The sequence below is a fragment of the Pseudarthrobacter sp. GA104 genome (assembly GCF_009741265.1).
GTDB lineage: Bacteria > Actinomycetota > Actinomycetes > Actinomycetales > Micrococcaceae > Arthrobacter.
Genome location: NZ_WOWL01000001.1, coordinates 1,232,005 through 1,257,738, shown reverse-complemented (window position 1 = coordinate 1,257,738; position 25,734 = coordinate 1,232,005). Strand labels below are relative to the sequence as shown.

Annotated in this window: 21 protein-coding genes; 15 read left to right on the top strand and 6 right to left on the bottom strand. The window is 65.7% G+C overall.

Annotation, left to right across the window (positions count from 1 at the left end):
- Positions 1 to 4: 4 nt before the first annotated feature.
- The 9 genes from GK109_RS05595 (at position 5) to GK109_RS05555 (ending at position 12,309) form a co-directional block, all read left to right on the top strand.
- The gene (locus GK109_RS05595; protein ID WP_157238993.1) at positions 5 to 1,714 is read left to right on the top strand and encodes a thiamine pyrophosphate-binding protein; all 1,710 of its coding nucleotides are present in this window, start codon (positions 5 to 7) and stop codon (positions 1,712 to 1,714) included.
- A gap of 151 nt (positions 1,715 to 1,865) precedes the next feature.
- Positions 1,866 to 2,336 carry a MarR family winged helix-turn-helix transcriptional regulator gene (locus GK109_RS05590; RefSeq protein ID WP_157238992.1) on the top strand — a complete coding sequence of 157 codons (471 nt, stop codon included), beginning with the start codon at positions 1,866 to 1,868 and terminating at the stop codon, positions 2,334 to 2,336.
- A gap of 10 nt (positions 2,337 to 2,346) precedes the next feature.
- Positions 2,347 to 3,966: an MFS transporter gene (locus GK109_RS05585; protein ID WP_157238991.1), complete on the top strand. Its 1,620-nt coding sequence runs from the start codon at positions 2,347 to 2,349 to the stop codon at positions 3,964 to 3,966.
- 162 nt (positions 3,967 to 4,128) lie between these two features.
- Positions 4,129 to 5,862, top strand: a complete 1,734-nt coding sequence (locus GK109_RS05580; protein WP_157238990.1) for an ABC transporter ATP-binding protein — start codon at positions 4,129 to 4,131, stop codon at positions 5,860 to 5,862.
- Positions 5,859 to 7,934, top strand: a complete 2,076-nt coding sequence (locus GK109_RS05575) for an ABC transporter ATP-binding protein (RefSeq protein WP_157238989.1) — start codon at positions 5,859 to 5,861, stop codon at positions 7,932 to 7,934. The genes GK109_RS05580 and GK109_RS05575 overlap by 4 nt, the downstream gene beginning before the upstream one ends.
- Before the next feature lie 83 nt (positions 7,935 to 8,017).
- On the top strand, positions 8,018 to 8,434 hold the full coding sequence (locus tag GK109_RS05570; RefSeq protein WP_157242675.1) for a thioesterase family protein: 417 nt from the start codon (positions 8,018 to 8,020) through the stop codon (positions 8,432 to 8,434).
- Positions 8,435 to 8,523: 89 nt separating this feature from the next.
- Positions 8,524 to 8,757 (top strand): PLDc N-terminal domain-containing protein, encoded by a 234-nt coding sequence (locus tag GK109_RS05565; RefSeq protein ID WP_157238988.1) that lies wholly within the window; start codon positions 8,524 to 8,526, stop codon positions 8,755 to 8,757.
- 71 nt (positions 8,758 to 8,828) lie between these two features.
- Entirely contained in the window at positions 8,829 to 11,060 is a 2,232-nt protein-coding gene (locus tag GK109_RS05560; protein ID WP_157238987.1) for an McrB family protein, read from the top strand.
- The gene (locus tag GK109_RS05555; protein ID WP_231754805.1) at positions 11,047 to 12,309 is read left to right on the top strand and encodes an McrC family protein; all 1,263 of its coding nucleotides are present in this window, start codon (positions 11,047 to 11,049) and stop codon (positions 12,307 to 12,309) included. Before GK109_RS05560 ends, GK109_RS05555 begins: the two co-directional genes overlap by 14 nt.
- Here the strand turns inward: GK109_RS05555 and GK109_RS05550 are convergent.
- Positions 12,287 to 13,942 (bottom strand): cell wall metabolism sensor histidine kinase WalK, encoded by a 1,656-nt coding sequence (locus GK109_RS05550; protein ID WP_157238986.1) that lies wholly within the window; start codon positions 13,940 to 13,942, stop codon positions 12,287 to 12,289. The genes GK109_RS05555 and GK109_RS05550 overlap by 23 nt on opposite strands.
- 95 nt (positions 13,943 to 14,037) lie before the next feature.
- On the opposite strand from GK109_RS05550, the gene GK109_RS05545 reads away from it, so the two are divergent.
- On the top strand, positions 14,038 to 14,805 hold the full coding sequence (locus tag GK109_RS05545) for a response regulator transcription factor (protein WP_157238985.1): 768 nt from the start codon (positions 14,038 to 14,040) through the stop codon (positions 14,803 to 14,805).
- Here the strand turns inward: GK109_RS05545 and GK109_RS05540 are convergent.
- From GK109_RS05540 to bioB, 4 genes are all read right to left on the bottom strand, one after another.
- Positions 14,778 to 15,188: an Hpt domain-containing protein gene (locus GK109_RS05540; protein ID WP_157238984.1), complete on the bottom strand. Its 411-nt coding sequence runs from the start codon at positions 15,186 to 15,188 to the stop codon at positions 14,778 to 14,780. The genes GK109_RS05545 and GK109_RS05540 overlap by 28 nt on opposite strands.
- A 268-nt stretch (positions 15,189 to 15,456) precedes the next feature.
- On the bottom strand, positions 15,457 to 15,885 hold the full coding sequence (locus GK109_RS05535; RefSeq protein WP_104996940.1) for a very short patch repair endonuclease: 429 nt from the start codon (positions 15,883 to 15,885) through the stop codon (positions 15,457 to 15,459).
- Positions 15,886 to 15,904: 19 nt separating this feature from the next.
- Complete coding sequence (locus GK109_RS05530) at positions 15,905 to 16,339, bottom strand: pyridoxamine 5'-phosphate oxidase family protein (protein ID WP_157238983.1); 435 nt, start codon at positions 16,337 to 16,339, stop codon at positions 15,905 to 15,907.
- 313 nt (positions 16,340 to 16,652) lie between these two features.
- Positions 16,653 to 17,669: a biotin synthase BioB gene (gene bioB, locus GK109_RS05525; RefSeq protein ID WP_157242673.1), complete on the bottom strand. Its 1,017-nt coding sequence runs from the start codon at positions 17,667 to 17,669 to the stop codon at positions 16,653 to 16,655.
- A gap of 214 nt (positions 17,670 to 17,883) precedes the next feature.
- Between bioB and GK109_RS05520 the strand changes: the two genes are divergently transcribed.
- The 4 genes from GK109_RS05520 to GK109_RS05505 all read left to right on the top strand — a co-directional run bounded on the left by GK109_RS05520 (position 17,884) and on the right by GK109_RS05505 (position 22,594).
- A complete protein-coding gene (locus tag GK109_RS05520; protein WP_157238982.1) occupies positions 17,884 to 19,611 on the top strand; it encodes a cytosine permease in 1,728 nt (575 codons plus the stop codon).
- A gap of 193 nt (positions 19,612 to 19,804) precedes the next feature.
- Positions 19,805 to 20,458: a DUF6318 family protein gene (locus GK109_RS05515; protein ID WP_157238981.1), complete on the top strand. Its 654-nt coding sequence runs from the start codon at positions 19,805 to 19,807 to the stop codon at positions 20,456 to 20,458.
- A gap of 431 nt (positions 20,459 to 20,889) precedes the next feature.
- Entirely contained in the window at positions 20,890 to 21,402 is a 513-nt protein-coding gene (locus tag GK109_RS22050; protein ID WP_231754804.1) for a hypothetical protein, read from the top strand.
- A gap of 121 nt (positions 21,403 to 21,523) precedes the next feature.
- Positions 21,524 to 22,594: an alkene reductase gene (locus GK109_RS05505; protein WP_157238979.1), complete on the top strand. Its 1,071-nt coding sequence runs from the start codon at positions 21,524 to 21,526 to the stop codon at positions 22,592 to 22,594.
- Between the two features lie 218 nt (positions 22,595 to 22,812).
- Here the strand turns inward: GK109_RS05505 and GK109_RS05500 are convergent, their stop codons facing one another.
- Positions 22,813 to 23,130 carry a hypothetical protein gene (locus GK109_RS05500; RefSeq protein WP_157238978.1) on the bottom strand — a complete coding sequence of 106 codons (318 nt, stop codon included), beginning with the start codon at positions 23,128 to 23,130 and terminating at the stop codon, positions 22,813 to 22,815.
- Between the two features lie 131 nt (positions 23,131 to 23,261).
- Here GK109_RS05500 and GK109_RS05495 point away from each other — a divergent pair, with 131 nt between their 5' ends.
- Complete coding sequence (locus GK109_RS05495; RefSeq protein ID WP_370460422.1) at positions 23,262 to 25,673, top strand: Tex family protein; 2,412 nt, start codon at positions 23,262 to 23,264, stop codon at positions 25,671 to 25,673.
- Positions 25,674 to 25,734: the final 61 nt, after the last annotated feature.

The window sequence follows — 25,734 nt, the reverse complement described above, 5'->3', positions numbered from 1 at the left end:
GGGGATGGTCGAGCACGATCCGGGCAAGGCGGCGGTGCCGGCAGCGAAGGGTCCGGTTACGGGTGCCCGCAACGGCGGGGACCTCGTCGTCGAGACACTGGAAGCCCTGGGCGCGAAAACGGTGTTTGGCATCCCCGGGCAGCATGCGCTGGGACTGTTTGATGCGATGGGCCGGGGCAACCTGCAGTTCGTTTCCTCTCGGGTGGAGAACAACAGCGCCTTCGCTGCGGACGGGTACTCGCGGGCCACCGGTGAAGTGGGCGTCCTGTTCCTCTCCACCGGCCCGGGCGCGCTGACGTCGCTGGCCGGGCTGCAGGAGGCCTATGCCACAGGGGTGCCGATGGTGGTGGTGGCGAGCCAGATTCCGCTGGAAGGCCTGGGCGCCCGGCGCAAGGGCATGCTGCACCAGCTTGATGACCAGAAGGCCTCGGCCGCGAACGTGACGAAGAGCCAGCGGCTGATCCAGCACGCGTCCGGCATCCCGTCGGCCATCCAGGACGCCTGGACCGAGGCAATTTCCTCGCCCCAGGGGCCGGTGTGGCTCGAGATTCCGCAGAACGTCCTGCTCGATCCGATCATGGTGCCGCCGGTGGAGGACGCGCTCGCCGAAGCGGCGGACAATCCGCCGCGGGTGGAGCTGGTCCGCGAAGCGGTGAAATGGCTGCAGGCCGCCGAGCGCCCGGCCATCATTGCCGGCGGCGGTACCCGCCGGGGCCGGGCTGAGAAGTCGCTGCTCTCCATTGCGGAGAAACTGCGTGCCCCCGTGATCTGCACCCCGGGCGGCAACGGCGCATTCCCCTGGAACCACGAGCTCTCGCTGCAGTCCTGGATCGAGGACCGCTACATGACCGATCTGCTCGAGGACGCCGACGTGCTGGTGGTGATCGGTTCCTCGCTGGGCGAGGTCACGTCCAACTACTTCACTTTCGAGCCGCGCGGCAGGATCATCCAGATCGACGCCGAACCCCGGGTCCTGGAGTCCAACCGGCCCGGGCTGGGCATCCGCGCGGACGCGGGACAGGCACTGGCTGCCCTGGACGAGGCGCTGGAGGTGGAGCCTGCGCATGCCAGGCCCAACTGGCACGGCACCTCTCCGGAGGACCTGGTCAAGGAATCCCTGGCGAAAGTCCGGGCGCGCCTGGAATCCCAGGACCTTGCCAAGGAGCTGAAGTTCATGGCCGACATCCGGGATGCAGTCCCGGCGGACATGCAGACCTTCTGGGACATGACCATCGCCGCCTACTGGGGCTGGAGCTGCTGGGACGCCCGGGAGGGCCAGTTCCACTCCGCCCAAGGCGCCGGCGGCCTGGGCTACGGCTTCCCGGCGGCGATCGGCGCCGCCGTGGGGCTGGAAACAGTCGGCAAGCCGGGCCGGGTGCTCGCCGTCTCCGGCGACGGCTCGTCCATGTACTCCATCGCGGAACTGGCCACGGCGAAGCAGCACAACGTGCCGGTCACCTGGCTGATCGTGGACGACGGCGGCTACGGCATCCTGCGCGAATACATGGTGGGCGCCTTCGGCAAGGCAACCGCCACCGAGCTGGCCCGCCCGGACTTCGTCAAACTCGCCGAAGCCTTCGGCGTGCCGGCCACAAAAGTGGCGCCGGAGGACGTGGGGGAGGCGCTCAAGGCGGGCTTCGCCGGTGACGGGCCCAACGTCGTCGTGGTGGAAACGCTCCTGAAGATGTTCGCCCCAACCCATCTCCCCGCATAGGGCCCACTCAACCGAATACGCAGAAAAAGGGTCCCGGCCTCCGCAAGGAGCCGGGGCCCTTCGTTTTCCCACTATCCGCCCTTTAGTTTCCTGAAGCAACCAAATGGGTATATAGTTGCTTCAGGCAAACAAGTAAGGAGTGTCTGTAGCAATGGCAGTTGCACCGGATACGGCGGCCGATCTCGTCTACCAGATCTTCGATCTCCAGCGCGCGGTGCGTTGCATCGCCACCGCCGCAATCCGCGGGCAGGAGACCGGAGTCGCACTCCAGGGCGTCCTCCGGTTCGTGGGGGAGGGGGAGTCGCGCGCCACGAGCCTGGCCGAGCGGCTGGGAGTCAGCGCGCCGGTCCTCAGCCGCCACATCGCGGACCTGGAGGAGCACGGCCTGGTGGTCCGCAGGCAGGACCCCGACGACGGACGGGCACAGTTGGTTGCCCTCACGCCCCTGGGAGCGGACAGGCTCCGGAGCATCGAGGAGCAGCGGACGGCAGCCCTGCAGGACTACCTGCGGGACTGGAGCGAGGAGGACGCCGGCAACACGGCGAAAACCCTGCACAAACTCACCGAATCACTCAAGAAATCAGCCCGGGCAACGGCGGCCGGCACCATCACCACCCCCTAGGAGCAAACCTATGGCAACCACAGCCGCCCGGGTCACCACGTTGAGTGCACCCGCTGCACCGCCCGAAATGTCCCACCGCCAGATCATGGAAGCGCTCACCGGCCTCCTCGCCGCCTTCTTCACGGCGATTCTCAGCAGCACGATCGTGGCCAACGCCCTGCCGACCATCATGTCCGACCTGCACGGAACCCAGACCGACTTCGCCTGGGTGATCACCGCAGCGCTGCTGGCCAACGCCGCCACCACGCCCATCTGGGGCAAGCTGGCTGACCTCTTCAACAAGAAGCTCCTGGTCCAGCTCAGCATCATCATCTTCGTTGCAGGTTCCGTCATGGCAGGCCTCTCCGAAACCATCCCGCTGCTGCTGGGTGCGCGGGTCATCCAGGGCGTAGCCATGGGCGGTCTGACGGCATTGGCCCAGGCCATCATCGGCACCATGATCCCGCCGCGGAACCGCGGGAAATACTCCGGTTACATGGGCGCGGTCATGGCAGTGGGCACCGCCGGGGGACCGTTGCTGGGCGGTTTCATCGTGGACAGCCCGCTGGGCTGGCGCTGGACCTTCTTCGTGTGCGTGCCGCTCGCCGTCGTCGCCCTGATCCTCCTGCAGGTCACCCTCAAGATCAGCCACGTCCGCCGGCCCGCCAAGATCGACTGGCTCGGTTCCGTCCTGCTCACCTCCGGGGTAAGCCTGCTGCTGATCTGGGTCTCCTTCGCCGGCAACCCCGCGTACTACGACTGGATCTCCTGGGAGTCCGCCCTCATGGTCGGCGGCGGAATCCTCCTGCTGGCGCTGCTGGTCCTGGTGGAATCCAAGGTGGAGCAGCCGATCATCCCGCTCAAGATCATCTCCGAACGCACCACGGCCCTTGCCATCCTCGCCTCCGTAGCCGTGGGTATCGCGATGTTCGGCTCCTCAACCTTCCTGGGGCAGTACTTCCAAGTGGCCCGCGGCGCCACCCCCACGGAGGCCGGACTCCTTACCTTGCCCATGATCGCGGGCAACCTGGCGGGTTCAGTGGCTTCCGGACTCCTGATCAGCCGCACCGGAAAGTGGAAGGGCTACCTGATCGCGGGATCCGTCTTCCTGATCGGCGGGCTGGGGCTGGCAGGCACCATGGACCACACCACGGAGCTCTGGCACGCCGGAATCTTCACCGCGGTGCTGGGCCTTGGCCTGGGCATGCTGATGCAAAACCTCGTGCTGGCAGTGCAGAACACGGTCCGCGCTGCGGACATTGGAACGGCCAGCGCCTCCGTGGCGTTCTTCCGGTCCGTGGGCGGTGCCATTGGCGTCTCCGTCCTGGGCGCCATCCTGGCCAACAGGGTCAGCGAACTGGCCACCCGGGGACTGGCGGCGGCCGGCATCCCCGTCCAGGGCGGCGCAGCGGGCTCCAGCATGGACCTGGCGCACATGCCGGAACCCGTTCGTGACATCATGCGGGCCGCCTACGGTGACGCCACCGCGGAAGTGTTCCTGATTTCAGCCGCCGTGGCCGTCGTCGCCCTGGTGTCCGTGCTGTTCATCAAGGAAAAGCCGCTGCGGCGGACCGTGGACATCCAGCCGGCGCCGGAGCAGGCGCGGGAGCAGGAAAGCACGACGGCGGAGCCCGCCCCGGCGGGCAGGTAATGCAGGCAGTACTCCCCACGGATGATCTTTTGCGGGGCCTGTTTCACCGCGGGGAGGAGTTTCGTAGAGTGGGAAAGCCAAGGATGTCAGCCCCGGCTGCTACTACTTAAGCCTCGTGCTTTTCCGAACCATTCTTCGAACCCATCCTAAGGACCCGTGGGCATGCTCCTGACCCTGATACGACGGTTTTCCAGGCCGTACATGCCGTACATTGTGGCCGTCATTGTGTTTCAGCTGGCGTCCACCATGGCGGCGCTGTACCTGCCCAGCCTGAACGCCCAGATCATTGACGAAGGGGTTTCCCGCGGGGACACGGACTTCATCTGGCGCACCGGCGCCGTGATGCTGCTGGTGGCCTTCGTCCAGGTGGGCACCGCCATCGCCGGTGTCTACTTTGGGTCCAAAATCGCCATGGCCATAGGCCGCGACCTCCGGCGCGGCGTGTTCCGCAAGGTCACCAGTTTCTCGGCCAGGGACGTCAACGCCTTTGGTGCCCCCACGCTCATCACCCGCGGGACCAACGATGTCCAGCAGGTCCAGATGCTCGTCCTGATGGGACTGAACTTCATGGTGGCCACCCCCATCATGTGCGTGGGCGGCATCATCATGGCGCTGCGCGAGGACCTCAACCTGTCCTGGCTCGTGTGGGTTTCCGTGCCCCTCCTGACCGTGGTGGTGGGCTACCTGGTGGTCCGGCTCATTCCGCTGTTCCGGTCCATGCAGAAGAAAATCGACCGCATCAACGCCGTGCTGCGGGAACAGATCATTGGCATCCGGGTTGTCCGGGCCTTTGTGCGCGAACCCTATGAAACCGGGCGCTTCGGCGAGGCCAATAAGGAACTGACGGACGTCTCGCTGAAGATCGGTTCCCTGTTTGTCCTGATGTTCCCCGCCATCAGCATGATCCTGCACCTGTCCACCGCCGCCGTGCTGTGGTTCGGCGGGCAGCGGGTGGACTCCGGCGAGATGCAGGTGGGCGCCCTCACCGCCTTCCTGCAGTACCTGCTCCAGATCCTGATGGCCGTCATGATGGGCACCTTCATGGCGATGATGATTCCGCGCGCCTCCGTATGCGCGGACCGCATCGGTGAAGTGCTCGACGTCGAACCCTCCATCCACGATCCGGAACGTCCGGAGGCGCCCGCCATGCTGAGCGGCGTCGTCGAGTACCGGAACGTCACCTTCGCCTACCCGGGCGCTGAATCGCCCGTGCTGAGCAACATCAGCTTCACGGCGCGTCCCGGGCAGACCCTCGCCATTATCGGTTCCACCGGGGCCGGCAAAACCTCGCTCCTGTCCCTCCTGCCGCGGCTCTACGACCCTGTGGAAGGGGAGGTGCTGCTGGACGGTGTTCCCGTGGACAGAATGGACCGGGCGGAGATCACCAAACGCGTTGCCCTGGTGCCCCAGCGGCCCTACCTCTTCTCCGGCACCATCGGGCACAACCTGCGGTTCGGAAAGACCGACGCCACGGACCAGGAACTGTGGGAGGCCCTGGGCGTGGCGCAGGGCGAGGAGTTTGTCCGCGCCAAGAAGAACGGGCTCGGCTCGCGCATCGCCCAGGGCGGCACCAACGTCTCCGGCGGCCAGCGCCAGCGCCTGTGCATCGCCAGGGCACTCGTCACCAAACCCCGGGTGTACCTCTTCGACGATTCCTTCTCCGCCCTGGATGTTGCCACGGACGCCCGGCTCCGTGCCGCCCTCAAACGCACCACCTCGGATGCCACGGTAATCATCGTGGCCCAGCGGATCTCCACCATTACCGAGGCCGACCAGATCCTGGTGCTGGACAACGGGCGGATCGTTGACCGTGGAACACATGAGGAACTCCTGGAAACCTCGCCCACCTACCAGGAAATCGTTGAATCCCAGCTGAGCGTGGAGGAAATGGCATGAGCGCCCCCAAGAAGGACTCCACGGACAGTCGGGGAACAGCGTCAGCCCAGGACGAGCTCGACGCCGGGCAGGCGGCCGCACCCGTCGAGGACGACGACTTCGTTGAGGAGGAGTACACTCCTTCCGAATCGGACGGGGACATGTTCGGCGGGATCCCCGCCAAGAAGGCCGAGCACTTCTGGCCGTCCGCCAAGCGGTTGATGGGGCTGCTGAAGCCGGAAGCCCTGGGGATCTACGTGGTGGTGGGCATGGTGGTAATCGCCGTGGTCCTCAACGTCATCGCCCCCAAGATCCTGGGCCAGGCCATGGACGTGATCTTCGCCGGCGTGGTAGGCAAGCAGCTTCCGCCGGGCGTCAGCAAGGAACAGTTTGTGGACGGGCTGCGCCGGCAGGGCCAGGACAACTTCGCGGACATGGTGTCCCGGATGGAACTGGTGCCCGGCGCCGGCATCGACTTCGACAAGCTCACCCTGCTCATCGCGGTGGTCCTGCTGATGTACTTCGTGGCCAACATCTTCCTCTGGCTGCAGGGCTATGTGCTCAACCGCATCGTGATGAAGGTAATCCGGCGGCTCCGCGATGATACGGAGAAGAAGCTGAACCGGCTGCCGCTGAACTACTTCGATACCCGCCAGCGCGGCGACGTGCTCTCCCGGGTGACGAACGACGTCGACAACATCCAGCAGGCGCTCCAGCAGGCCTTCGCCCAGCTGGTCAACTCGCTGCTGACGGTGGCGGGCATCGTGATCATGATGTTCATCGTGTCCTGGCAGTTGGCCGTGATCGCCCTGGTTGCGTTGCCGCTTTCCGGCGTCGCGGCAGGCATGATCGGGGTGCGCAGCCAGAAGCTCTTCGCAGCCCAGTGGAAGAACACAGGAGCCCTCAACGGGCAGATCGAGGAATCATTCTCCGGCCACGACCTGGTGCGGGTCTTCGGCCGGGACGCGGACATGCTGGAACGGTTCGAAGAACGCAACGAGGCCCTGTACAGGGCCAGCTTCGGGGCACAGTTCGTGTCCGGCATCATCTTCCCCGTGATGCAGTTCGTTTCCTACCTCAGTTATGTGGGCATCGCCGTCGTGGGCGGCCTCCGGGTTGCTTCGGGGTCCATGTCCCTGGGCGATGCCACCGCGTTCATCCAGTACTCGCGGGAGTTCACGCAGCCGCTGGGCCAGATGGCCGGCATGGCCAACATGCTGCAGTCCGGGGTGGCGTCCGCCGAGCGGGCCTTCGAATTCCTGGACGCAGACGAGCAGGACACGGAGACCGCCACCGAGCACCTGCCGGCCAGGACCGACGGCCACGTCGACTTCAAGAACGTCACCTTCAGCTACACCGAGGACAAGGAACTCATCGAGAACCTGTCCTTTACTGCCGAGCCGGGAAACACCGTGGCCATCGTCGGGCCCACCGGGGCGGGAAAGACAACCCTGGTGAACCTGGTGATGCGGTTCTACGAGCTCAATGCCGGGTCCATCATGCTGGACGGCGTGGACATCACCCACCTCAGCCGCTCCGAGCTCCGGTCCAAGGTGGGCATGGTGCTGCAGGATGCCTGGCTGTTCGGCGGCTCCATCTACGACAACATCCGCTACGGAAACCTTGAGGCCACCGAGGAGCAGGTAATGGCGGCCGCCAAGGCAACCTTCGTGGACCGCTTCGTGCGGGCCCTGCCCGAGGGCTACAACACCGTGATCGACGAGGAAGGCAACAATGTCAGCGCCGGCGAGAAGCAGCTGATCACCATTGCCCGCGCCTTCGTCGCGAACCCCTCACTGCTGATCCTCGACGAAGCCACGAGCTCCGTTGACACCCGCACCGAGCTGCTGGTGCAAAAGGCGATGGCGGCCCTGCGCACGGACCGCACCAGCTTCGTCATTGCGCACCGGCTCTCCACGATCCGCGATGCCGATACCATCCTGGTCATGGAAAACGGCAAGATCGTGGAACAGGGCAACCACAAGGCCCTCCTCGCCGCGCAGGGCGCGTACTACCGCCTGTACAGGTCCCAGTTCGCCGGAGCGGACGCGGAGGAAGTCCCCGTGGACGATTCGACGGCGGTGCACAGTTGAGCACGCAGGAGGCGCCCGCGCAGCAGGCCACCCCGGCGCAGCCAGAATCCGCGGGCGGCCGCCGGATCGAGGTCCTGGTGCCCATGCGCTGGGGTGACATGGACGCGTACGGGCACATCAACAACGTCCAGATCGTCCGGATGCTGGAGGAAGCCCGGATCGCGGCCTTCGGCCCGCCCCGGGGCGCGGGGCTGCCCGGCATCGAACCCCACGTCTCACTGTTCAACGATGTCCCGGACGGAACCATGGCCCTGGTGGTGGACCACAAGATCCGGTACGTCAGGACCCTTGAATACCGCAACGTCCCGGCCGTGGTCCTGGTGTGGATCGGGGCCGTCAAGGGGGCCAGCTTCGATATCCACTACCTGGTCCAGGATCCGGTCACCAGGGAGGACTGCGTGAAGGCGAGCAGCCACCTGGCGTTCGTGGACGAGGCCACAGGCCGGGTCCAGCGGCTCACCCCGGAACAGAAGGAACGGCTGGCTCCGTTCACGGCCTGAGCCGGACTGCGGGCGCGCAGGGTACCGCCACCCATTGCGCAGCGGTGGCCCGCACCGGAAACTGAAACCCCAACCAAGGAGCAGAGAACATGGCACAGAAAAAGACCTGGAAGGAAATGCCTCCGTCAGCCAAGGCCGGCACCATTTTGGTGGGCATCGCTCAGGTGTCACTTCTGGTGGCAGCGCAGCGGGACATCTCCAAGCGCCCTGCTGCGCTGATCAACGGTCCCAAGGCCGCCTGGCGGGCGGCGTCCTTCATCAACTTCATCGGTCCCATGGGCTACTTCATTTTTGGCCGGAAGAAGCCCGTCCAGGCCATGTAGGGAGCCAAACGGGGACGGCCGTTCACAGTCCGTTGAGCGCCCGTCCAGCTTGACCCTGTAAATTTGAATCCATGACCCCCGCCTCCACTGCTGCCATGACCCGCGCCCTCGGCATATCAAAGGAGATTGAGGACGCAGCCTGGTTCGTTTTGGGCCCGGGGCTGCTGGGGAAACCGTCCGCCCTTGATGGCCGCACACTGACCTGGACGGCCGATGCGGCCGCTGAGCTTCTGGAACGGCTGGAACGCGGGACGCCGGACCCCAAGGCCCCCATGATGACCAACCTCCGGCAGAACCTGGAGGGGGCCTCGCGGGAAGCGAAGCAACTGGCCGTCGAACTGTTGTTCCTGCAGTCCCTCCCGCTGGCCCATGAGGTGAAGTCACTGAAGGTCAAGCGCGCCCGCGTGGCCGAGGCCGCCTCCTGGCTGGAGCCCCCGCTGGAGCTTCCGGAGGAGCTTTACGAGGGCATGACGGACCATGGTGTCATCAGGGACCGGACGGCGGAGTTCAACTGGACCATCTGGGACCATCTGAAATGGCTGTGCCGGTTTGTGCAGCACGTGGACCAGCAGCCCACGGCGTCCATCGCGGCAGCCCTGCAGGACCCGCTCGAGTTCCACCGGCTGGCGGCCGCCACACCGGGCGATCAGCCCGCCATCCGCCGCAGCATCGAGTTCCTCACCTGTCCCAGCTACTTCGAGCCCGTGGTGGCGGACGTGGAGCGGCAGGAGATCCGGGACGCCTTCGCCTCGCTGGTGGGCGGCGCGAAGGGGGACGCCGAAGAGGACGTCACCGCTGACATCCACCGCATCCGCCTTCACCTTGACGAGCAGGCCGGCCAGCGCATCGACTGGTACTCCCGCCAGCTCGTCAGCCAGTGGCGCAAGGTGGGCGACCCCGGCCGGCGGGCCTGGCTGCTGCGCACGCACAGCGACAACACCGAGCTCCTCACAGCCTGGCAGGGCGAGGAGAAGGCGACCCTCGACGTCGAACATCTCCGCCTGCTGGACCCCGGCGTTACCGCAGGGCTGGTCCAGCACGCCGTGGACGAGGACTACAAGCACCTCGGCTACGTGGAGCGGGAGGACACCAAGACTGCTGTCTTTGCCTTCCTGACGGTCATGAAGCCGGGGGACCTGGTGCTGTACCAGCACGCCGGCACCGTGAGCCTGGGGGTGGTGCTCGGGGAGCCCGAACACAACGACGACAACCGGCGCCTGCGCCGCAAGGTCCGCTGGTTCGACGAGGGACACACCACCACCAGCCTGCCGCGGCACGTCCAGCGGCAGCTGGCCACCGCCGGAATCGTCGTGGACGTTACCAAGGTGGTGCAGGCGCTGCAGGCGCTCCTGCCGGCAGAAGCGGAAACAGAGCCCGACGGCGATGCTGAAGCTGCCGCCGTCGTGCCTCCCGTCCAGGAGGGCTTCCGCCCGCTGACCCGCGAGTTCGCCGACTCGCTGCACATGGCGCTCGAGCCGCTCCAGGAGATCGCCGAGCTGCTGGAGGAGAACCGCCAGCTGGTCCTGTATGGGCCGCCGGGGACCGGCAAAACCTACCTGGCCAAGCACCTCGCCGCCGAACTGGCGGACGACACCACGGACGAGCGGGTCAAACTGGTCCAGTTCCACCCCTCCTACGCGTATGAGGACTTCTTCGAGGGATACCGGCCGGACAAGACCGACGAAGGCCAGGTCTCCTTCAAGCTGGTGGCAGGGCCGCTGCGCCGGCTCGCGGAGGAAGCGGCGAAGCCCGGCAACGAAAACAAGCCGTACTTCCTGATCATCGACGAGATGAACCGCGCCAACCTGGCCAAGGTGTTCGGCGAACTGTACTTCCTGCTGGAATACCGGGACGACCGGATCTACCTCCAGTACAGCCCCAACGAGCCGTTCACGCTGCCGGACAACCTCTACATCATCGGCACCATGAACACGGCAGACCGTTCCATCGCCATGATGGACGCCGCCATCCGCCGCCGGTTCTCCTTCATCGAGCTGCACCCGCAGACCGAGCCGGTGAAGGGCTCCCTGCTGCGGTTCCTCCAGGCCCGGCAGCTCGACCTCACGCCGGCGCTGCTGCTGGATGCCCTGAACAGTGCGATCGACGAGTGGGACCGTGACCTGATGATTGGCCCGTCCTACTTCATGAAGCCCGCCGCCCAGACCCCCGCCGGGCTCCGCCGGATCTGGAAGTACGAGCTCATGCCGCTGCTGGAGGAGCACTACCACGGCCAGCTGACCCGGGCGCAGCTCGAGGAGCGCTTCGGGCTGGACCAGCTGCTGGGACGCCTTGCGGACCGCTGACCCCGGCACGTCTGTCCGGCACCTGGTGCTGGATGAACTGTCCCGCGGCATCGTGGAGCGGCTGGACCCGGCCAGCGCGTCCTTCCTGAATTCCAGCGGCCTGGCCAAGGCATCACCCATGGGCCTTGGGCTGTACCGGATCGAGCCGGTGGGCAAGGTGGGTTCGGTGCGCACGGCCACGGTGCAGCTCGACGTGCGGCCCAAGGACCGGCTGGGGCTCAGCCGGCTCCTGTTCCTGCTCAGCTACGCCGGCGAGCAGGGCTTCCGCCCCGATTCGGTCTCAGCCGTGGAGGACCGGGAGCTGTGGAGCGCGCTGGCGGAGTCGCTGGCGCAGCTGGCCGAACGTGCCCTGGGCCGCGGCGTCCTGCAGGGTTATCTCACCGTGGATGAATCGCTCCGGACGGTCAAGGGACGGATCAGGATTTCGGACCAGATTTCCCGGCGGCCCGGCATGCTGGTGCCCCTGGAGGTGTCCTACGACGAGTTCACCGAGGACATAGCCGAGAACCGGATCCTGCGCGCCGCGCTGGAACGGATGGGCCAGGTGCCGCGCGTCCGCCCCGAGGTGCTGAGCCGGCTGCGCCAGCTCAAGGGAAAGCTCGACGCCGTCACGCGCCTCCCGGCAGGAGCACCGCTGCCCCGGTGGAAAGCCACCAGGATGAACGTCCGCTACCACGCGGTCCTGCGCCTGGCGGAGCTGATCCTGCGCAACGCCTCCGCTGAAGCCGGGGAGGGCAAGCAGCAGACGGCCTCGTTCGTGGTGGACATGGCCCAGGTGTTTGAGGATTTTGTGGGCACGGCGCTGCGGGAAGCGATGTCCGCCTACCCGGGCGAGCTCCGGCTCCGCTTCAATGCGCTCCTGAGCGAGGCGGTGCATGACGCTGACCGGCTGTCGGTGCGCCCGGACGCCGTCCACCTGCTCGGCGGCCGGCCGGTGGTGGTGTACAACGCCAAGTACACCGCGGCTTCGGATACCGGTGCTTCCCTGACGGCGGACCACTACCAGATGCTGGCCCACTGCACCGCGCTGGCGGTGCCCACCGCATGGCTGGTGTACGCCGGGGCGGGGGAAATGAAGCTCCGCCGCATCCTCAATACGGACATCGACATCGTGGAATTCCCGCTGGACCTGTCCAGGCCGCCGTCGGAAATCCTCGGGTCCGTCCGGGAACTCGCGCGCCAGTCCTGGGGCGAGGTGGTCCGGGTTTCAACAGGTGCCGAACAGGTTACACCGGAACCCGGAACGTAAAGGTGGTCCCCTCGCCGAGTGTGCTGTCCACACCGATGGTTCCGCCATGGGCCTCGATGATCGCCTTGCTGATCGGGAGGCCGAGGCCGACGCCGGGGATGGCCGTCCGGCGGACCGTGCTGGAGCGGAAGAACTTGGCGAAAACCTCGGAGGCGTCCTCGGGGCTCATGCCCATGCCGGTGTCGGTGATCCGGCAGGCCAGATGCCCGTCCTCCTGCTCCAGGGAGACCAGCACGCTGCCGCCGTCCGGGGAGTACTTGATGGCGTTGGACACCAGGTTGTCCAGGACCTGGGAGATCCGGGCGCCGTCCACGTGGGCCTCAAGCCGCTCGGGGGTCTGCGCCTGCAGCACCACTCCCGCCGCTGCCGCCCGGGGCGTGGCCGAGGAGACGCTGGACCGCACCAGCTCGGCGACATTCACGGCCTCCGGCGTGACGATCAGCTGCCCGTTGCGGCTGGACAGCAGGTCCGAGACCAGGGTCAGGAGCCGCTCGGAGTTCCGGCGGATGACCTCGAGCATCTCCCGCTGCGCCTTCGCCGGTTCGTCAGCCAGCAGGAGTTCCACGTAGCCCAGGATGGAGGTCAGCGGCGTCCGGAACTCGTGGGAGACGCTGGCGACGAACTCGTCCTTCGCCGTCAGGGCGTTCACCAGGTCCGTCACGTCGCTGAACGCGACCACCGAGCCGGCGAAAGCGCCGTCGTCGTCCTTCATGGCCCGTGCGGTGGTCACGACGGCGCGCTGGTCGCTGCCCGAACCCAGCCACACCAGGTAATCCGTAAAGGTTTCGCCCAGGACGGCGCGGCGCACCGGACGTTCCTCCACGGGAACCAGCGTTTTCCGGTCCGCCCCGAACACCAGCAGCTGGGACTCGTTCGGGTCGGCTATGTCCTTGGGCCGGGCCAGTTCGTGGTTTGCCCGCTGCTTCCTGTTCATCAGGACATCGTGCCCGTCCGCATCCACCGCGAGGACGCCCAGGTGGACAGTTTCCAGGACGGCATTCAGCAATGCCTCCTGGCGCTGGCTGGTCCGAAGGTTGGCCTGCAGCTGGGCGTCCTTTTCCTCAAGTTCCTCCTGCTGCCGCATCATGCTGAGGGTCAGGACACTCACGGACGCGCCGATTCCGAGCGCTATCACAGGAAGCAGCAAAGAGCGGGCCAGGTCCTGGGGCGTAAAGTCCCCCTTCAGCAGCAGCGGAACCCAGATGATGGCCAGCGGCCCCAGGAAGGACAGCCACAGCGCGGCCCGGGGATGGTATCCGGACGCGCACAGCCAAATCACCGGGAAAACGGCCAGCAGGCTGATGCCCGCCAGGCTCTCCTGCCCGCCCTGCCGGCCCACCCCGATGGAGACAAAGTCCAGCAGCGGAATGGCCAGGAAGCTCGTGTAGGGCAGCCGCTCCCAGGGAACCACGTAGCAAAGGCCCATGATGGCCAGCTGGGAGATTACGAAGGCGGCAAAGAGCGGATTGTCCATGGTGCCCGGGAAGAAGGCCCACACCAGGAACACCGTCAACAATGTGGTGATGAACAGCGGCATCTGGCTCAGCCCCACCCGCTGGGTCAGGCTGTACTCGTGAAAGGGCCGCCGGAAGAACCTCAACGTACCCGAAGCCCACGCCACCGGGGCGGTCATGGCGTGCACACGTAGGGGAGCGGGGTGAGTGGAGCCATACCAGCAGGATATCGGCAGCCAGCTATACTTCTGACGTTGGCTGCTGAGGGGGCGCTATGAGTGATGCACGAGTGGGACTGGTCATCGAGGATGACCACGACATCCGGGAACTGGTACGCACGGTGCTGTCACAGGCCGGTTTCGAGGTGAGCGTTGCCAGCAGCGGGGCAGAAGGCGTCCTGATCGCCAAGAACCTCAGCCCGGACGTCATCACCCTGGACCTTGGGTTGCCTGACATCGACGGCTTCGAGGTTTCCCGGCAGATCCGGGAATTCTCCGATGCCTACATCGTGATGCTCACGGCCCGCACCGAGGAACTGGACACCCTGATCGGACTGGAGTCCGGGGCCGACGATTACCTCACCAAACCGTTCCGGCCGAGGGAGCTGCGTGCACGCATCGCAGCGATGATGCGCCGTCCCCGTTCCGTCCCGGACCCTGCCGACGCGCTGGCCGGGGACAACCCGGCCGATGCGGGAGCCCATCCCGAGCGCGGCAACTTCAGCCACAACGGGCTGGAGCTCAGCTACTCGTCCCGGACCGTGGTTGTTGACGGCAAGGAAATGAACCTGACCCGCACGGAATTCGAACTCCTGCACGCGCTCCTGGAAGCGGGGCGGACCGTGCGGACCAAATCGGACCTGGTGCGGCGGCTGCGGGACGAGGATTACGACGTCGGCAGTTACATCAGCGAGGCCGACGAACGGTCCGTCGAGGTGCACATGGGGAACCTGCGGAAGAAGCTGGGCGACTCGCCCCAGAAACCGCGGTGGCTGCAAACCGTCCGGGGAGTTGGCTACCGGCTCGCGCCGGAAGCGCACTGAGCCTGAAGGCGGTGCGTCGTCTGCCGGCTGCAATGGTTGATCGGCCGCAGGAAGGCGACGGCCAGCCGGGGCAGGAGGACGGCCACGTCAGCCTTGCTGGCCTCGGTACGGATTTCGCCCTCCAGTTCCATGGCCAGGCAGGCCAGCCGCTCCGCACCCACCATCTGGCTGGCGGTCTTCAGGCTCAGGACCGCGTCCACTGAACCTTCCAGGTCGCCGGTGGTCAGGGCAAGGCGGAGCCGCCCAATGCGTTGCGGCAGGAACTCGATAAAGTTCCCCACAAAGACCCTGCAGTATCCCTCATCCTCTTCGAGTTCTTCGCGGAGCCGGTCGAGAACGGACTGGTCCACCAAGGGCCGGGGGGCATCATCGGCGGCGCTCATGGCGGTCCTTTCGGCGGGTGCGGTCCATTCCTGGAGGTGGCGTCTAAGTGGGGCTCGGATGTCACATCAGGTTAGGTCTGTTGCCTTGGCGGGGCAGGTTTTCCCGAAGAGAATTGTGCGTTTCTTGATGGGACTGCAGTTGTTCCGAAGCGGCCTGGAACACGGACCTGATGTCCTACCTTTCCGGCCCGGCCGGACCGGCTTCAGGGCTGCCCTGCTGGCGCGTCGGAGCTAAGCGCGGAGGGCGCTGGCAACGGTGCCTGGTGGGTCAGCGGCGGGTTTCCAGGAACTGCACCAGCTCCGCCTCAAGGGCCGAACTGTCTTTGAGCTCGCACTCCCACACCGTTAGGACGTCCCAGCCGGCCTCCTCGAGCAGGCGGCGCTGGCTGGCATCCCGGTCGCGGGTCCTGGTGCGTTTGGCGGCCCAGAATTCCGCGTTGGCCTTCGGCGCATGCTGACCGGCCCGGCATTCATGGAAGTGCCAGAAGCAGCCGTTGATGAAGATGACTTTGCGGCGGCCGGCGAAGACCAGGTCCGGGTTTCCGGGCAGGCGGGTGCTCCCGGACCTGCCGTGCAGCCGGTACCGGTAGCCCTTCGCATGGAGGAGCCTGCGCACCAGCAGCTCGGGCTTGGTGTTCTTGCCCCGGATCCGGGACATGTTCCAGCTGCGCTGCTCGGGGGTGAGCTTGTCCGCCATGCTTTGAGTCCAGGAGCTCCTAGATTTCCCGTTCGGGCTGTTCGCCGAACTGGAAGTGGCGGCCGCTGACGGACGTGGGTTCAATTTCCACGTAGAAGTCCTTCAGCGTGGGAACCCAGGTTTTCAGGCCCAGTTCCTCCACCGCCGCCAGTTCCGCGGAGTTGCTCAGTACGCGTGCCTTTCCGCGCAGCACCACGGACCATGCCTCCTCGGAGAGGATGCCGTCCGTTTCGAAGAGGACAGAGGAGTTAATGGTGAGCTGGGCAAGTTTGTTGCCCGGCGCCGTCCTCAGGTAAAGCTTCCGGGCGGAGGTGACGTAGTTGACCGGGAAGATGTCCGGTTCACCGGCAACCGATACCACGAGCCGTCCGTGCTTGGTTCCCTCCAACAGCCGCCAGGACTGCTCGTCGTCGAGTTCCAGCACGGGTTGTCCATCTGCATGTTCAAACATCATGCAGCCATTCTTCTACGTTATGTAGAAATATTCCAGAGGTTTGATGAATTTACTCCTGGTGATGAGGTGGCCGTTCCGTGCCGGGAGCAGGTTGCCCGCCAGGCAAGGGGCGAGACCTGAACTTTCAGGCGGCGCCCGCACTCCGGGCAGTAGCGTGGCGGTTCCAGCTGCAGCCGCGCGGCACACACCTGGTGGAGGGCGCGGCCCGGGCGGGCGTCCGACGGCGGGGTGCCGCCGCCGTCGGACGTTGCCTTCCTGAGGGGCTTGCCGCAGAGGGCGCAGAAATTCGCGCCGGCAGGATCGTTCCGGGTGCTCATAAGGTCTTCTGGAGTTCCTTGATGGGCATGTTGAGGTCCACCAGGAGGTTGAGGTCGGCGGCTGCCGGGCGGCCCAGGGTGGTCAGGTAGTTGCCGATGATGACCGCGTTGATACCGCCCAGGAGTCCCTCGCGGGTGCCCAGGTCGCCGAGGGTCAGCTCGCGGCCGCCGGCGTACCGCAGGACCGTGCGGGGCATGGCGAGGCGGAAAGCAGCGATGGCCCGGAGGGCGTCCTTGCCGTCCATGATCTGCTGGTTTTCCAAAGGGGTTCCGGGCCTGGGATTAAGGAAGTTCAGGGGGACCTCATGCGGCTCCAACGCGGCCAGCTGGGCCGCCAGCTCGGCCCGCTGCTCAAGTGTTTCGCCCATGCCGATCAGCGCTCCGCAGCACAGTTCCATTCCGGCGTCCTTGACCATGGCGCACGTCTCCAGCCGCTCCTCGTAGCTGTGGGTGGTGACCACCTGGGGGAAGTAGCTGCGTGCTGTTTCAAGGTTGTGGTTGTAGCGGTGCACGCCCCAGCCGGCCAGCTGGTCCACCTGGCGCTGGGTGAGCATGCCGAGGGAGCAGGCGATGTTGATGTCCACTTCCTCGTTGATGCGGTCGATGGCGAACTTGATCTGGTTCATGAGCTTGATGTCCGGCCCCCGGACAGCTGCCACGATGCAGAACTCGGTGGCCCCGGTGGCCGCGGTTTCCTTGGCCGCTTTGACCAGCTCAGGGATGTCCAGCCAGACGCCGCGGACCGGGCTGTCGAAGAGTCCGGACTGGCTGCAGAAGTGGCAGTCCTCCGGGCAGCCGCCGGTCTTGATCGAGATGATGCCTTCCACCTCCACCGCCTCTCCGCAGTGCCGGAGGCGGACCTGGTGGGCAAGCTCCAGGGCGGCCGGGACTGCGTGGTCGGGAAGCCGGAGAACCTCCACCAGCTGCGCTTCCGAGAGGCCGGTCCCGCCCTCCAGGACCTGCCGCCGGGCGGTCTCGAGAATGGGGTATTCCACGTGGAATGGGTGAGTCATCATTGCAGTCCTTTGTTTTGGGTGGGGTCTCCTAAACGACCGTAATTCGGTGGCTGCTCCCCGTTTTTGTGGCACGGCAACAATGCGGGGCGGCCAAGGTTGTTAACAGGCACGGTCAAATGCTTAACGCTGCCGAAACAATCCGGTGACCGGCCTGTCGATCTTGCTGGATAGCGTCGCATCAGGCCCTTTAGCAACGAAAGCGAAGCACATCATGAGCAACGACAAAGAAACAACGCAACTGCTGGAACCGCCGGCACAGCCCGGCGCCGCCGTCGTCGGAAGCGCTCCCGCAGCCAGCCCGGCGGCCAACGCTGCGGCGCTGAACGCCACCAAGGAAAGCCTCGAGGACTACACGCTCCGGTTCGCGCCGCGCTCCTACCGGAAGTGGAGTGCCGGCGTGGTGGCCACCAGTGCTCTGGGCGGCATCGCCTACCTGGCGGACTTCTCCATCGGCGCGAACATCGGCATCGCGTACGGCACCGTCAACGCCATTTTCGGCATCCTAGTGGCCGCCGTGATCATCTTCGCCACCGGCTTCCCCCTGGCCTATTACGCGGCACGCTACAACATCGACCTGGACCTCATTACCCGCGGTTCGGGCTTCGGCTATTACGGGTCTGTGGTCACCAACGTCATCTTCGCGACGTTCACCTTCATCTTCTTCGCCCTCGAAGGCTCCATCATGGCCCAGGGCCTGGAGGTGGGACTGGGGATTCCCCAGTGGCTGGGGTACGCGGCATCCACCGTGATCATCATTCCGCTGGTGATCTACGGGATGAACACCCTGGCCAAGCTGCAGGTGTGGACCACCCCGCTGTGGCTGCTCCTGATGGTGGTGCCGGTGGGGTACCTGCTGGTCTCGCACCCGGAGAGCATCAACACCTTCTTCGCCTACACAGGGGAATCGGGCGACGGCGGCCCGAACCTTGCGTCCGTCATGCTGGCTGCCGGCGTCTGCCTGTCCCTGATGGCGCAGATTGCCGAGCAGATCGACTACCTGCGATTCATGCCGCCGCGCACTGAAGCAAACAAGGGGGCGTGGTGGCGCGCCGTGATCCTGGCGGGGCCGGGCTGGGTGATTTTCGGGGCGGTCAAGCAGATTGTTGGCCTGTTCATTGCCATCTACCTCATCGCCACGCTGGATCCCGCAGCCTCTGCGACTGCCAACGAGCCGGTGCACCAGTTCCTGGGCGTCTACCGGGAGATGATGCCGGCCTGGCTGGCCATGACGCTCGCTGTGGTGCTGGTGGTCATCTCCCAGATCAAGATCAATGTCACCAACGCGTATTCGGGCTCCCTGGCGTGGACCAACAGCTTCACCCGCATTACCAAGACCTACCCCGGCCGCATGGTGTTCGTGGTGGTCAACCTGGCCATTGCCCTGGTCCTGATGGAAGCCAACATGTTCGACTTCCTCAACACCATCCTGGGCTTTTACGCCAACTGCGCCATGGCCTGGGTGGTCACGGTGGCGTCCGATATCGCCATCAACAAGTACCTGCTGAAGATTTCACCCAAGGTTCCTGAGTTCCGCCGCGGCATGCTGTACGCCGTGAATCCGGTGGGCTTTGTGTCGATGCTCGCCTCCGCCGGAATTTCGATTGCCGTGTTCTTTGGTGCCTTTGGCGCCGCGATCCAGCCGTTTTCGCCGATCTTTGCGGTAGGCCTTGCCCTGATCCTTCCGCCGGTGCTGGCGCTGGCCACCCGCGGGCGGTACTACCTCCGCCGCACCGACGACGGCATCGACCTGCCGATGTTCGACGCCGACGGGAACCCGAGCGATGCCAGGCTCCTGTGCCACGTGACCGGCATCGAGTTCGAGCGCCCTGACATGGTCCGTTCCGCGAAGGACGCTGCCGACGGCGGCCCGCAGTATGTTTCTTCGCTCGCGTTGTCCACGGACAAGACAGGGGAGCTGGTGCTGCCGCCACAGAAGTAGCTATTCGCTGCAACAGGGAAAGCCGGTACCTATGTGCCGGCTTTCTTTATGACTTTTCCCCGGGCCGTTGGTGGTGGTAAAACTCGTGGCGGGGCAGCTGTGGATAAGTCTGATCGCTGAATTGTGACCTGGGCTACCCTTAAGTCATTGTCCGGAGCAAGCCGTCTTGAAACTACTGGGGGATTAGCGGCCCATGACATCACAGAACGTCCCTACGTCCTGGCGAGCCCGGTCCAGTGCCGCCGCGTTCATCGTTGCAGCGGGGCTGACACTCGCCGGCTGCGCGGGTGGCGCCCCTGCGGACCCCGGTGCATTGTCCTCCGCGCCGACGGGCTCGCCGACGTCCAGCCCGTCGGCCACCCCGGCCCCGACCCCCACCGCCGTGTACAAGCCGGCTGACGCATCCGGGCCGGCCCAAAACGTCCCCGTCCCCGTGCTGCCCGAGGTGGCAAAGACGGAGACGAAGGAGGGCGCTGAGGCGTTTGCGAAGTATTGGTTCTCAATTCTGGGCTACGCATATGAGACGGGTGACACTCGCGCGTTATCCAAGTTTTCTGAACCTGAGTGCGCATTCTGCCAGGGCCTCGTGGATGACATCGACGCTGCTTGGGCTGAAAACAAGTGGATTTCTGGCGGTCAAATAGAAATTCCGGTGGCAACCGCGAAGCCTGCCACTGACGGCTCTACGCAGGTGGTCCTTCAAGTACTACAGAAGGAACTGGTCATCCACAACCAAGACGGGAGCCCATATCAAGAAAAGACCCCCGCAACGAATGCGGGAAGCGTCGCAGTAATGAAGTACGCCGATGAAGGATGGGTGGTCAACGACCTAGGGTTGATCCGTTAGCCATGGGTTACATAGGCAAGATCCTCACAATTCTCGCCTGCTGTGTGTTGCTTCTGACGACGTCTTTGTTGACTGCCCACGCGGAAGACGGGTCGGATCCAAAGCCACGGATCGGTGGAGGCTTTGTAGACACTGGGCTTCAAATGGGGGCGGATACTTGGATAACTGATCCTGATACTGGCGAATTTCGTCGTGCTGAACCCGGCAGTGTCAACACGGACCCCAACGAGTACAAGTACGAACTCCAATGCCACCTCGGTGGGGGAGACTTCGACACGCCCTGCCTCGCGCGGCAGCTTGAGTGCAAAAACGGTCCCGGGGGTAAGGAAGGCATTCCCGTCACCTGGCTCTCCCGGCCCCGAGGTGTACCCGGCGCTGTTTGGGCTCATCACTCCGGCCCTACGTGCCTATTCGACGCCAGACCCGAGGACTTGCTGCCCAGGATCGCTGCGGACATCCAACGGCAGTTCCAAAGCCTTCCGGTCAACGCCGGGACCGTGGTGGCCCAACCGAGTCCCCACACGCTGAGGGGTGCCGAAACCAACTTCTACGCGGAGGCAGCTGAACAGCAATTCGACGTCACCATGTTCGGGCAGGAGGTGCACATTGTCGCCACCCCGGTCCAGTACACCTGGAACTACGGGGACGGCACCGTGTTCGGTCCCCAGCCGTCAATGGGCGGACCATTGCCGCAGGACCGCTGGGGCGAGAAGACCCGGACGAGCCACGCCTACGGAGCCACGGGGGACTTCCAGGTAGTGCTGACCACCACCTTCCAGGGAACGTACTCGGTCAACGCCGGGCCGCCCCTGCCGATTCCCGGCCAGGGCCAGTTCAACGCTCCTACCCAGACCATCAGCGTGTGGCGCTCGCTCACCCGAAACTACGCCGACGACTGCAACGCCAATCCCCAGGGCCAGGGCTGCCCGGGTGCGCCGCGGTAGGGGGTCAGCAAGGCAAGCGTTGCCCGCGAACCTGCTGTGATTCCTATCGCAACCGGAATAGCCGCAGGTGGTTCCCGGTTGGCAAGGACAGTACGTCTTCAGCCTTCGAAAGGAACTGCGCATGCTGTTTTCCCCTCTCACCCTCGGCGAACTTGAACTCCCCAACCGGCTGGTCATGGCGCCCCTGACGCGGCTCCGCGCAGGTGAGGAAGGCGTTCCCGGCCCGCTCGTCGTCGAGCATTACCGCCAGCGCGCGTCCCTTGGCCTCATCGTCAGCGAAGGAACGTTCCCCACGCCCGCCGGCCGATCCTACGCCGGCCAGCCGGGCATCGTCACCGAAGAACAGGTTGCCGGCTGGAAGAAGGTCACCGACGCCGTTCACGCCGAAGGAGGCCGCATGTTCGCGCAGATCATGCACGGCGGCCGCGTCTCGCACCCGGACATTACCGGCGGGCTCGCGCTGGTGGCTCCCAGTGCCGTCGCCATCGAAGGCGAAGTCCGCACGCCCCTTGGCAAGCAGCCCTACCCGGTGCCGCATGCGCTCACCACGGATGAGCTGCCCATGGTGATCCAGGAGTTCGTGAATGCGTCGCTCAACGCCATCGAGGCCGGCTTCGACGGCGTCGAACTGCACTCGGCCAACGGCTACCTGCTGCACGAATTCCTGGCGCCCAACTCCAACGTTCGCGACGACAGCTACGGCGGCTCGCCCGAGAACCGTGCCCGGTTCGTCATTGAAACCGTGAACGCCGTGGTGGCCGCCGTTGGCGCCAACCGCGTGGGCATCCGCATCTCCCCCGAGCACAACGTGCAGGGCATCGCTGAAACTGATGCCGCGGACGTTCGTGCCACGTATGAGGTGCTCGTGGACAGCATCGCACCGCTCAACCTTGCATACCTGAGCATCCTGCACCACGAGCCGTCTGGCGAACTGGTCCAGGATCTCCGTGCCCGCTTCGGCGGGACCTTCCTGGTGAACACCGGATTCGGCGTGATCACCACCCGGGATGAGGCCGCGTCCCTGGTGGCAGACGGTCTCGCCGACGCCGTGGTGGTGGGCCGCCCCGCCATCGCCAACCCGGACCTTGCCCGCCGCTGGAAGGAAAGCCTCCCGCTGAACGAGCCGGACCCGTCCACGTTCTACGCCGACGGTGCTCAGGGATACACGGACTACCCCGCCTACCAGAACTAGAACAAGGCTTAACGACGACGGCGGCACCCGGCTTTGGGTGCCGCCGTTGCTGGCTGCGCGGTGTGCTGTCCCGGCAGCTGGCGCCGAAGGCCATCCGACGGCCTCCGGATCACACTGTTAATTTGGCCCGCCGGGCCCTCAGGGATGCCGGCGGTGATCAGATGCTACTCCATCGAATGGACTTTTGCTAGGCCTGATTTTTCGGCAAGCGCATGCCGCTAAAGCACGGCCTCCCGGCCGGTTCCTTCCCTCATCACCAGCCGGCCGTCCTCGATCGAAACCAGCACGCTTTTAGGCTTGCCGGTGACCTTTGTGATCGCCTTAAGCCCCCGGTTGGTCACCTCAACGCCCACCTGCGCGCCCTTCGCCGGCAGCTCCACGGACACCTCGTTGGCAATGCCCAGAATCGGGTTGGTGGACACACCGAGGTCCCGCCGTGCTTGTTTGCCGTTGACCGTCACGGTGATGTTGGCCTCCTCGAACCCCTCCTGAAAGACGATAAGCAGTTCCCGCATGGTGGCCTCTTCCTCGAGCATTGGGCGCTTGTGACGGCACCTCCACTACAGCACTTTGCGGGCGGTAGCGGAATACCTTTGCGGGCCGTGCCGGTAAGCCTGCTGCTGAATCGGCAGTGGAGCCGGGCAAGCCCGTAAGGCAAGATGTTCTGGTGACTCAACTGCCGCAGGCCCCGTCCGCTCCCTCCCCGTCCACGAAACCGGACGATGCCATCTACTCGCAGATAGCCGCAGAGCTGGGTGTCAAGGCCTGGCAGGTGAAGGCGGCTGTTGAACTGCTCGACGGCGGATCCACAGTGCCGTTCATCGCCCGCTACCGCAAGGAGGCCACGGGGACGCTCGACGATACCCAGCTCCGCGAGCTCGACGAACGGCTCCGCTACCTCCGCGAACTTGCCGACCGCCGTCGTTCGGTGCTCGACGCGATCGAAGCGCAGGGCCAGTTGACTCCCGAGCTGGCGAAGGCCATCCTCGCCGCGGACACGAAGTCCAGGCTTGAAGACATTTACCTGCCGTTCAAGTCCAAGCGGCGGACGAAGGCACAGATTGCGCGGGAAGCCGGCCTGGAGCCCCTGGCGGATGCCCTGCTCAAGCGGCCGGACCTGGACCCGGAACGCGAGGCCGCCAAGTACCTCAACTCCGAGCACGCCATCGCCGACGCGGCTGCGGCCCTCGCCGGGGCACGCGCGATCCTTGTTGAGAGGGTGGCCCAGGACCCTGACCTCGCGGCCACCCTGCGCGAGCGGCTGTGGACGCAGGGCCGCATGGTGTCCCGCGTGAAGAAGGGGAAGGAAGTCGAGGGCCAGAAGTTCGCCGACTACTTCGAGTTCGCCCAGGCGCCCGCCGGGATGCCTTCCCACCGCGTCCTTGCATTGCTCCGCGGCGAGAAGGACGGCGTCCTTGAGCTGGACCTTGCCGAGGCAGATCCAGCGGACGACGACGGCCTGGCCGCTGCGCGCTCGCGGTACGAGGCCGCGGTGGCCAGGTGCCTCGGGGTCACCGACCGTGGCCGTCCCGCCGACGCGTGGCTGGTCCAGACTGCGCAGGTGGCGTGGCGGTCCCGGGTGCTGTCCCGGCTGACCGCGGATCTCCGCGGCAAAATGTTCGCTGCCGCCGAGGATGAGGCCGTCCGGGTCTTCGCTGCCAACCTGCGCGACGTGCTGCTGGCCGCCCCGGCGGGGAACCGGGCCACGCTCGGGCTGGACCCGGGACTGCGCACCGGCGTCAAAGTGGCTGTGGTGGACGGCACCGGCAAGGTGGTGGCCACCGACACCGTCTACCCGCATGCGCCCGCCCGGAAGTGGGACGAAGCATTGGCAACCCTGGTGCGGCTGGCGCGGCAGCACGCCGTCGAACTTATCGCCATTGGCAACGGCACGGCGTCGCGGGAGACGGACAAACTCGCGGCCGAGCTGATCAAGCGGCTGCCGGAAGTGGACCGGAAGCCGCAGAAGCTGGTGGTGTCCGAAGCGGGTGCGTCTGTCTATTCGGCCTCGGCCCTGGCCGCTGCTGAGCTGCCGGGGATGGACGTGTCCCTTCGCGGAGCGGTCTCCATTGCCCGCCGTCTCCAGGACCCGCTTGCCGAGCTGGTGAAAATCGACCCGAAGTCCATCGGTGTGGGCCAGTACCAGCATGACGTGACGGCCTCGAAACTGGACCGCAGCCTGGACGCCGTGGTGGAGGACTGCGTGAACGCCGTCGGCGTGGACGTCAACACCGCCTCGCCCGCGCTGCTCAGCCGCGTGGCCGGCGTCGGGCCCTTGCTGAGCGAAAACATTGTGGCCTACCGGAACGAGCACGGCCCCTTCGCCAGGCGCACGGACCTGAAAAAGGTGCCGCGGCTCGGTGCCAAGGCGTTCGAGCAGTGCGCCGGCTTCCTCCGGATCACCGGGGGAGCGGAGCCGCTGGACGCATCCAGTGTGCATCCGGAGTCCTACGCGGTGGCGCGTAAGATCCGGGCTGCCGCCGGTTCCGCGCCGGCCTCCTCCCTGGACCCGCGCGACTTCGTGGACGATACGTTTGGCCTGCCCACGGTGCAGGACATTCTGTCCGAGCTGGACAAGCCCGGCCGGGACCCGCGTCCCGCGTTTGCGGCCGCGACATTCTCCGAGGGAATCGAGAAGATCTCAGACCTCAAGCCCGGAATGGTGCTGGAAGGAACGGTGACCAATGTTGCTGCGTTCGGCGCGTTCGTGGATGTGGGCGTCCACCAGGATGGCCTGGTCCACGTCTCGGCGATGGCCAACCGCTTTGTTTCCGATCCGCGGGAAGTGGTTAAGTCCGGCCAGGTGGTGCGGGTGAAGGTGCTGGAGGCGGATCCTGACCGGAAGCGGATTTCGCTGACCCTGAGGCTCGACGACGAACCCTCCGTTGGAGGGGCGGGCTCGGGGCGCGCCGGCAACAGTTCACGAACCCAGGGACGCGGCAGGGAGAAGGGCGGAAATCCCGCACGGAATATGCCATCGCCGGCCCGCTCGTCCGCGGCCCCGGCGCCTGTTAGGAAGGAAGCCCCTGTCAACACGGCCATGGCTGAGGCGTTGCGGAAGGCCGGCCTGGACAAGTAGCCGCTTCCCTGCCGGTCAGGCGAGGGCGGCGGTCGGTTGACGTGGGAAGACACGTCCGGAG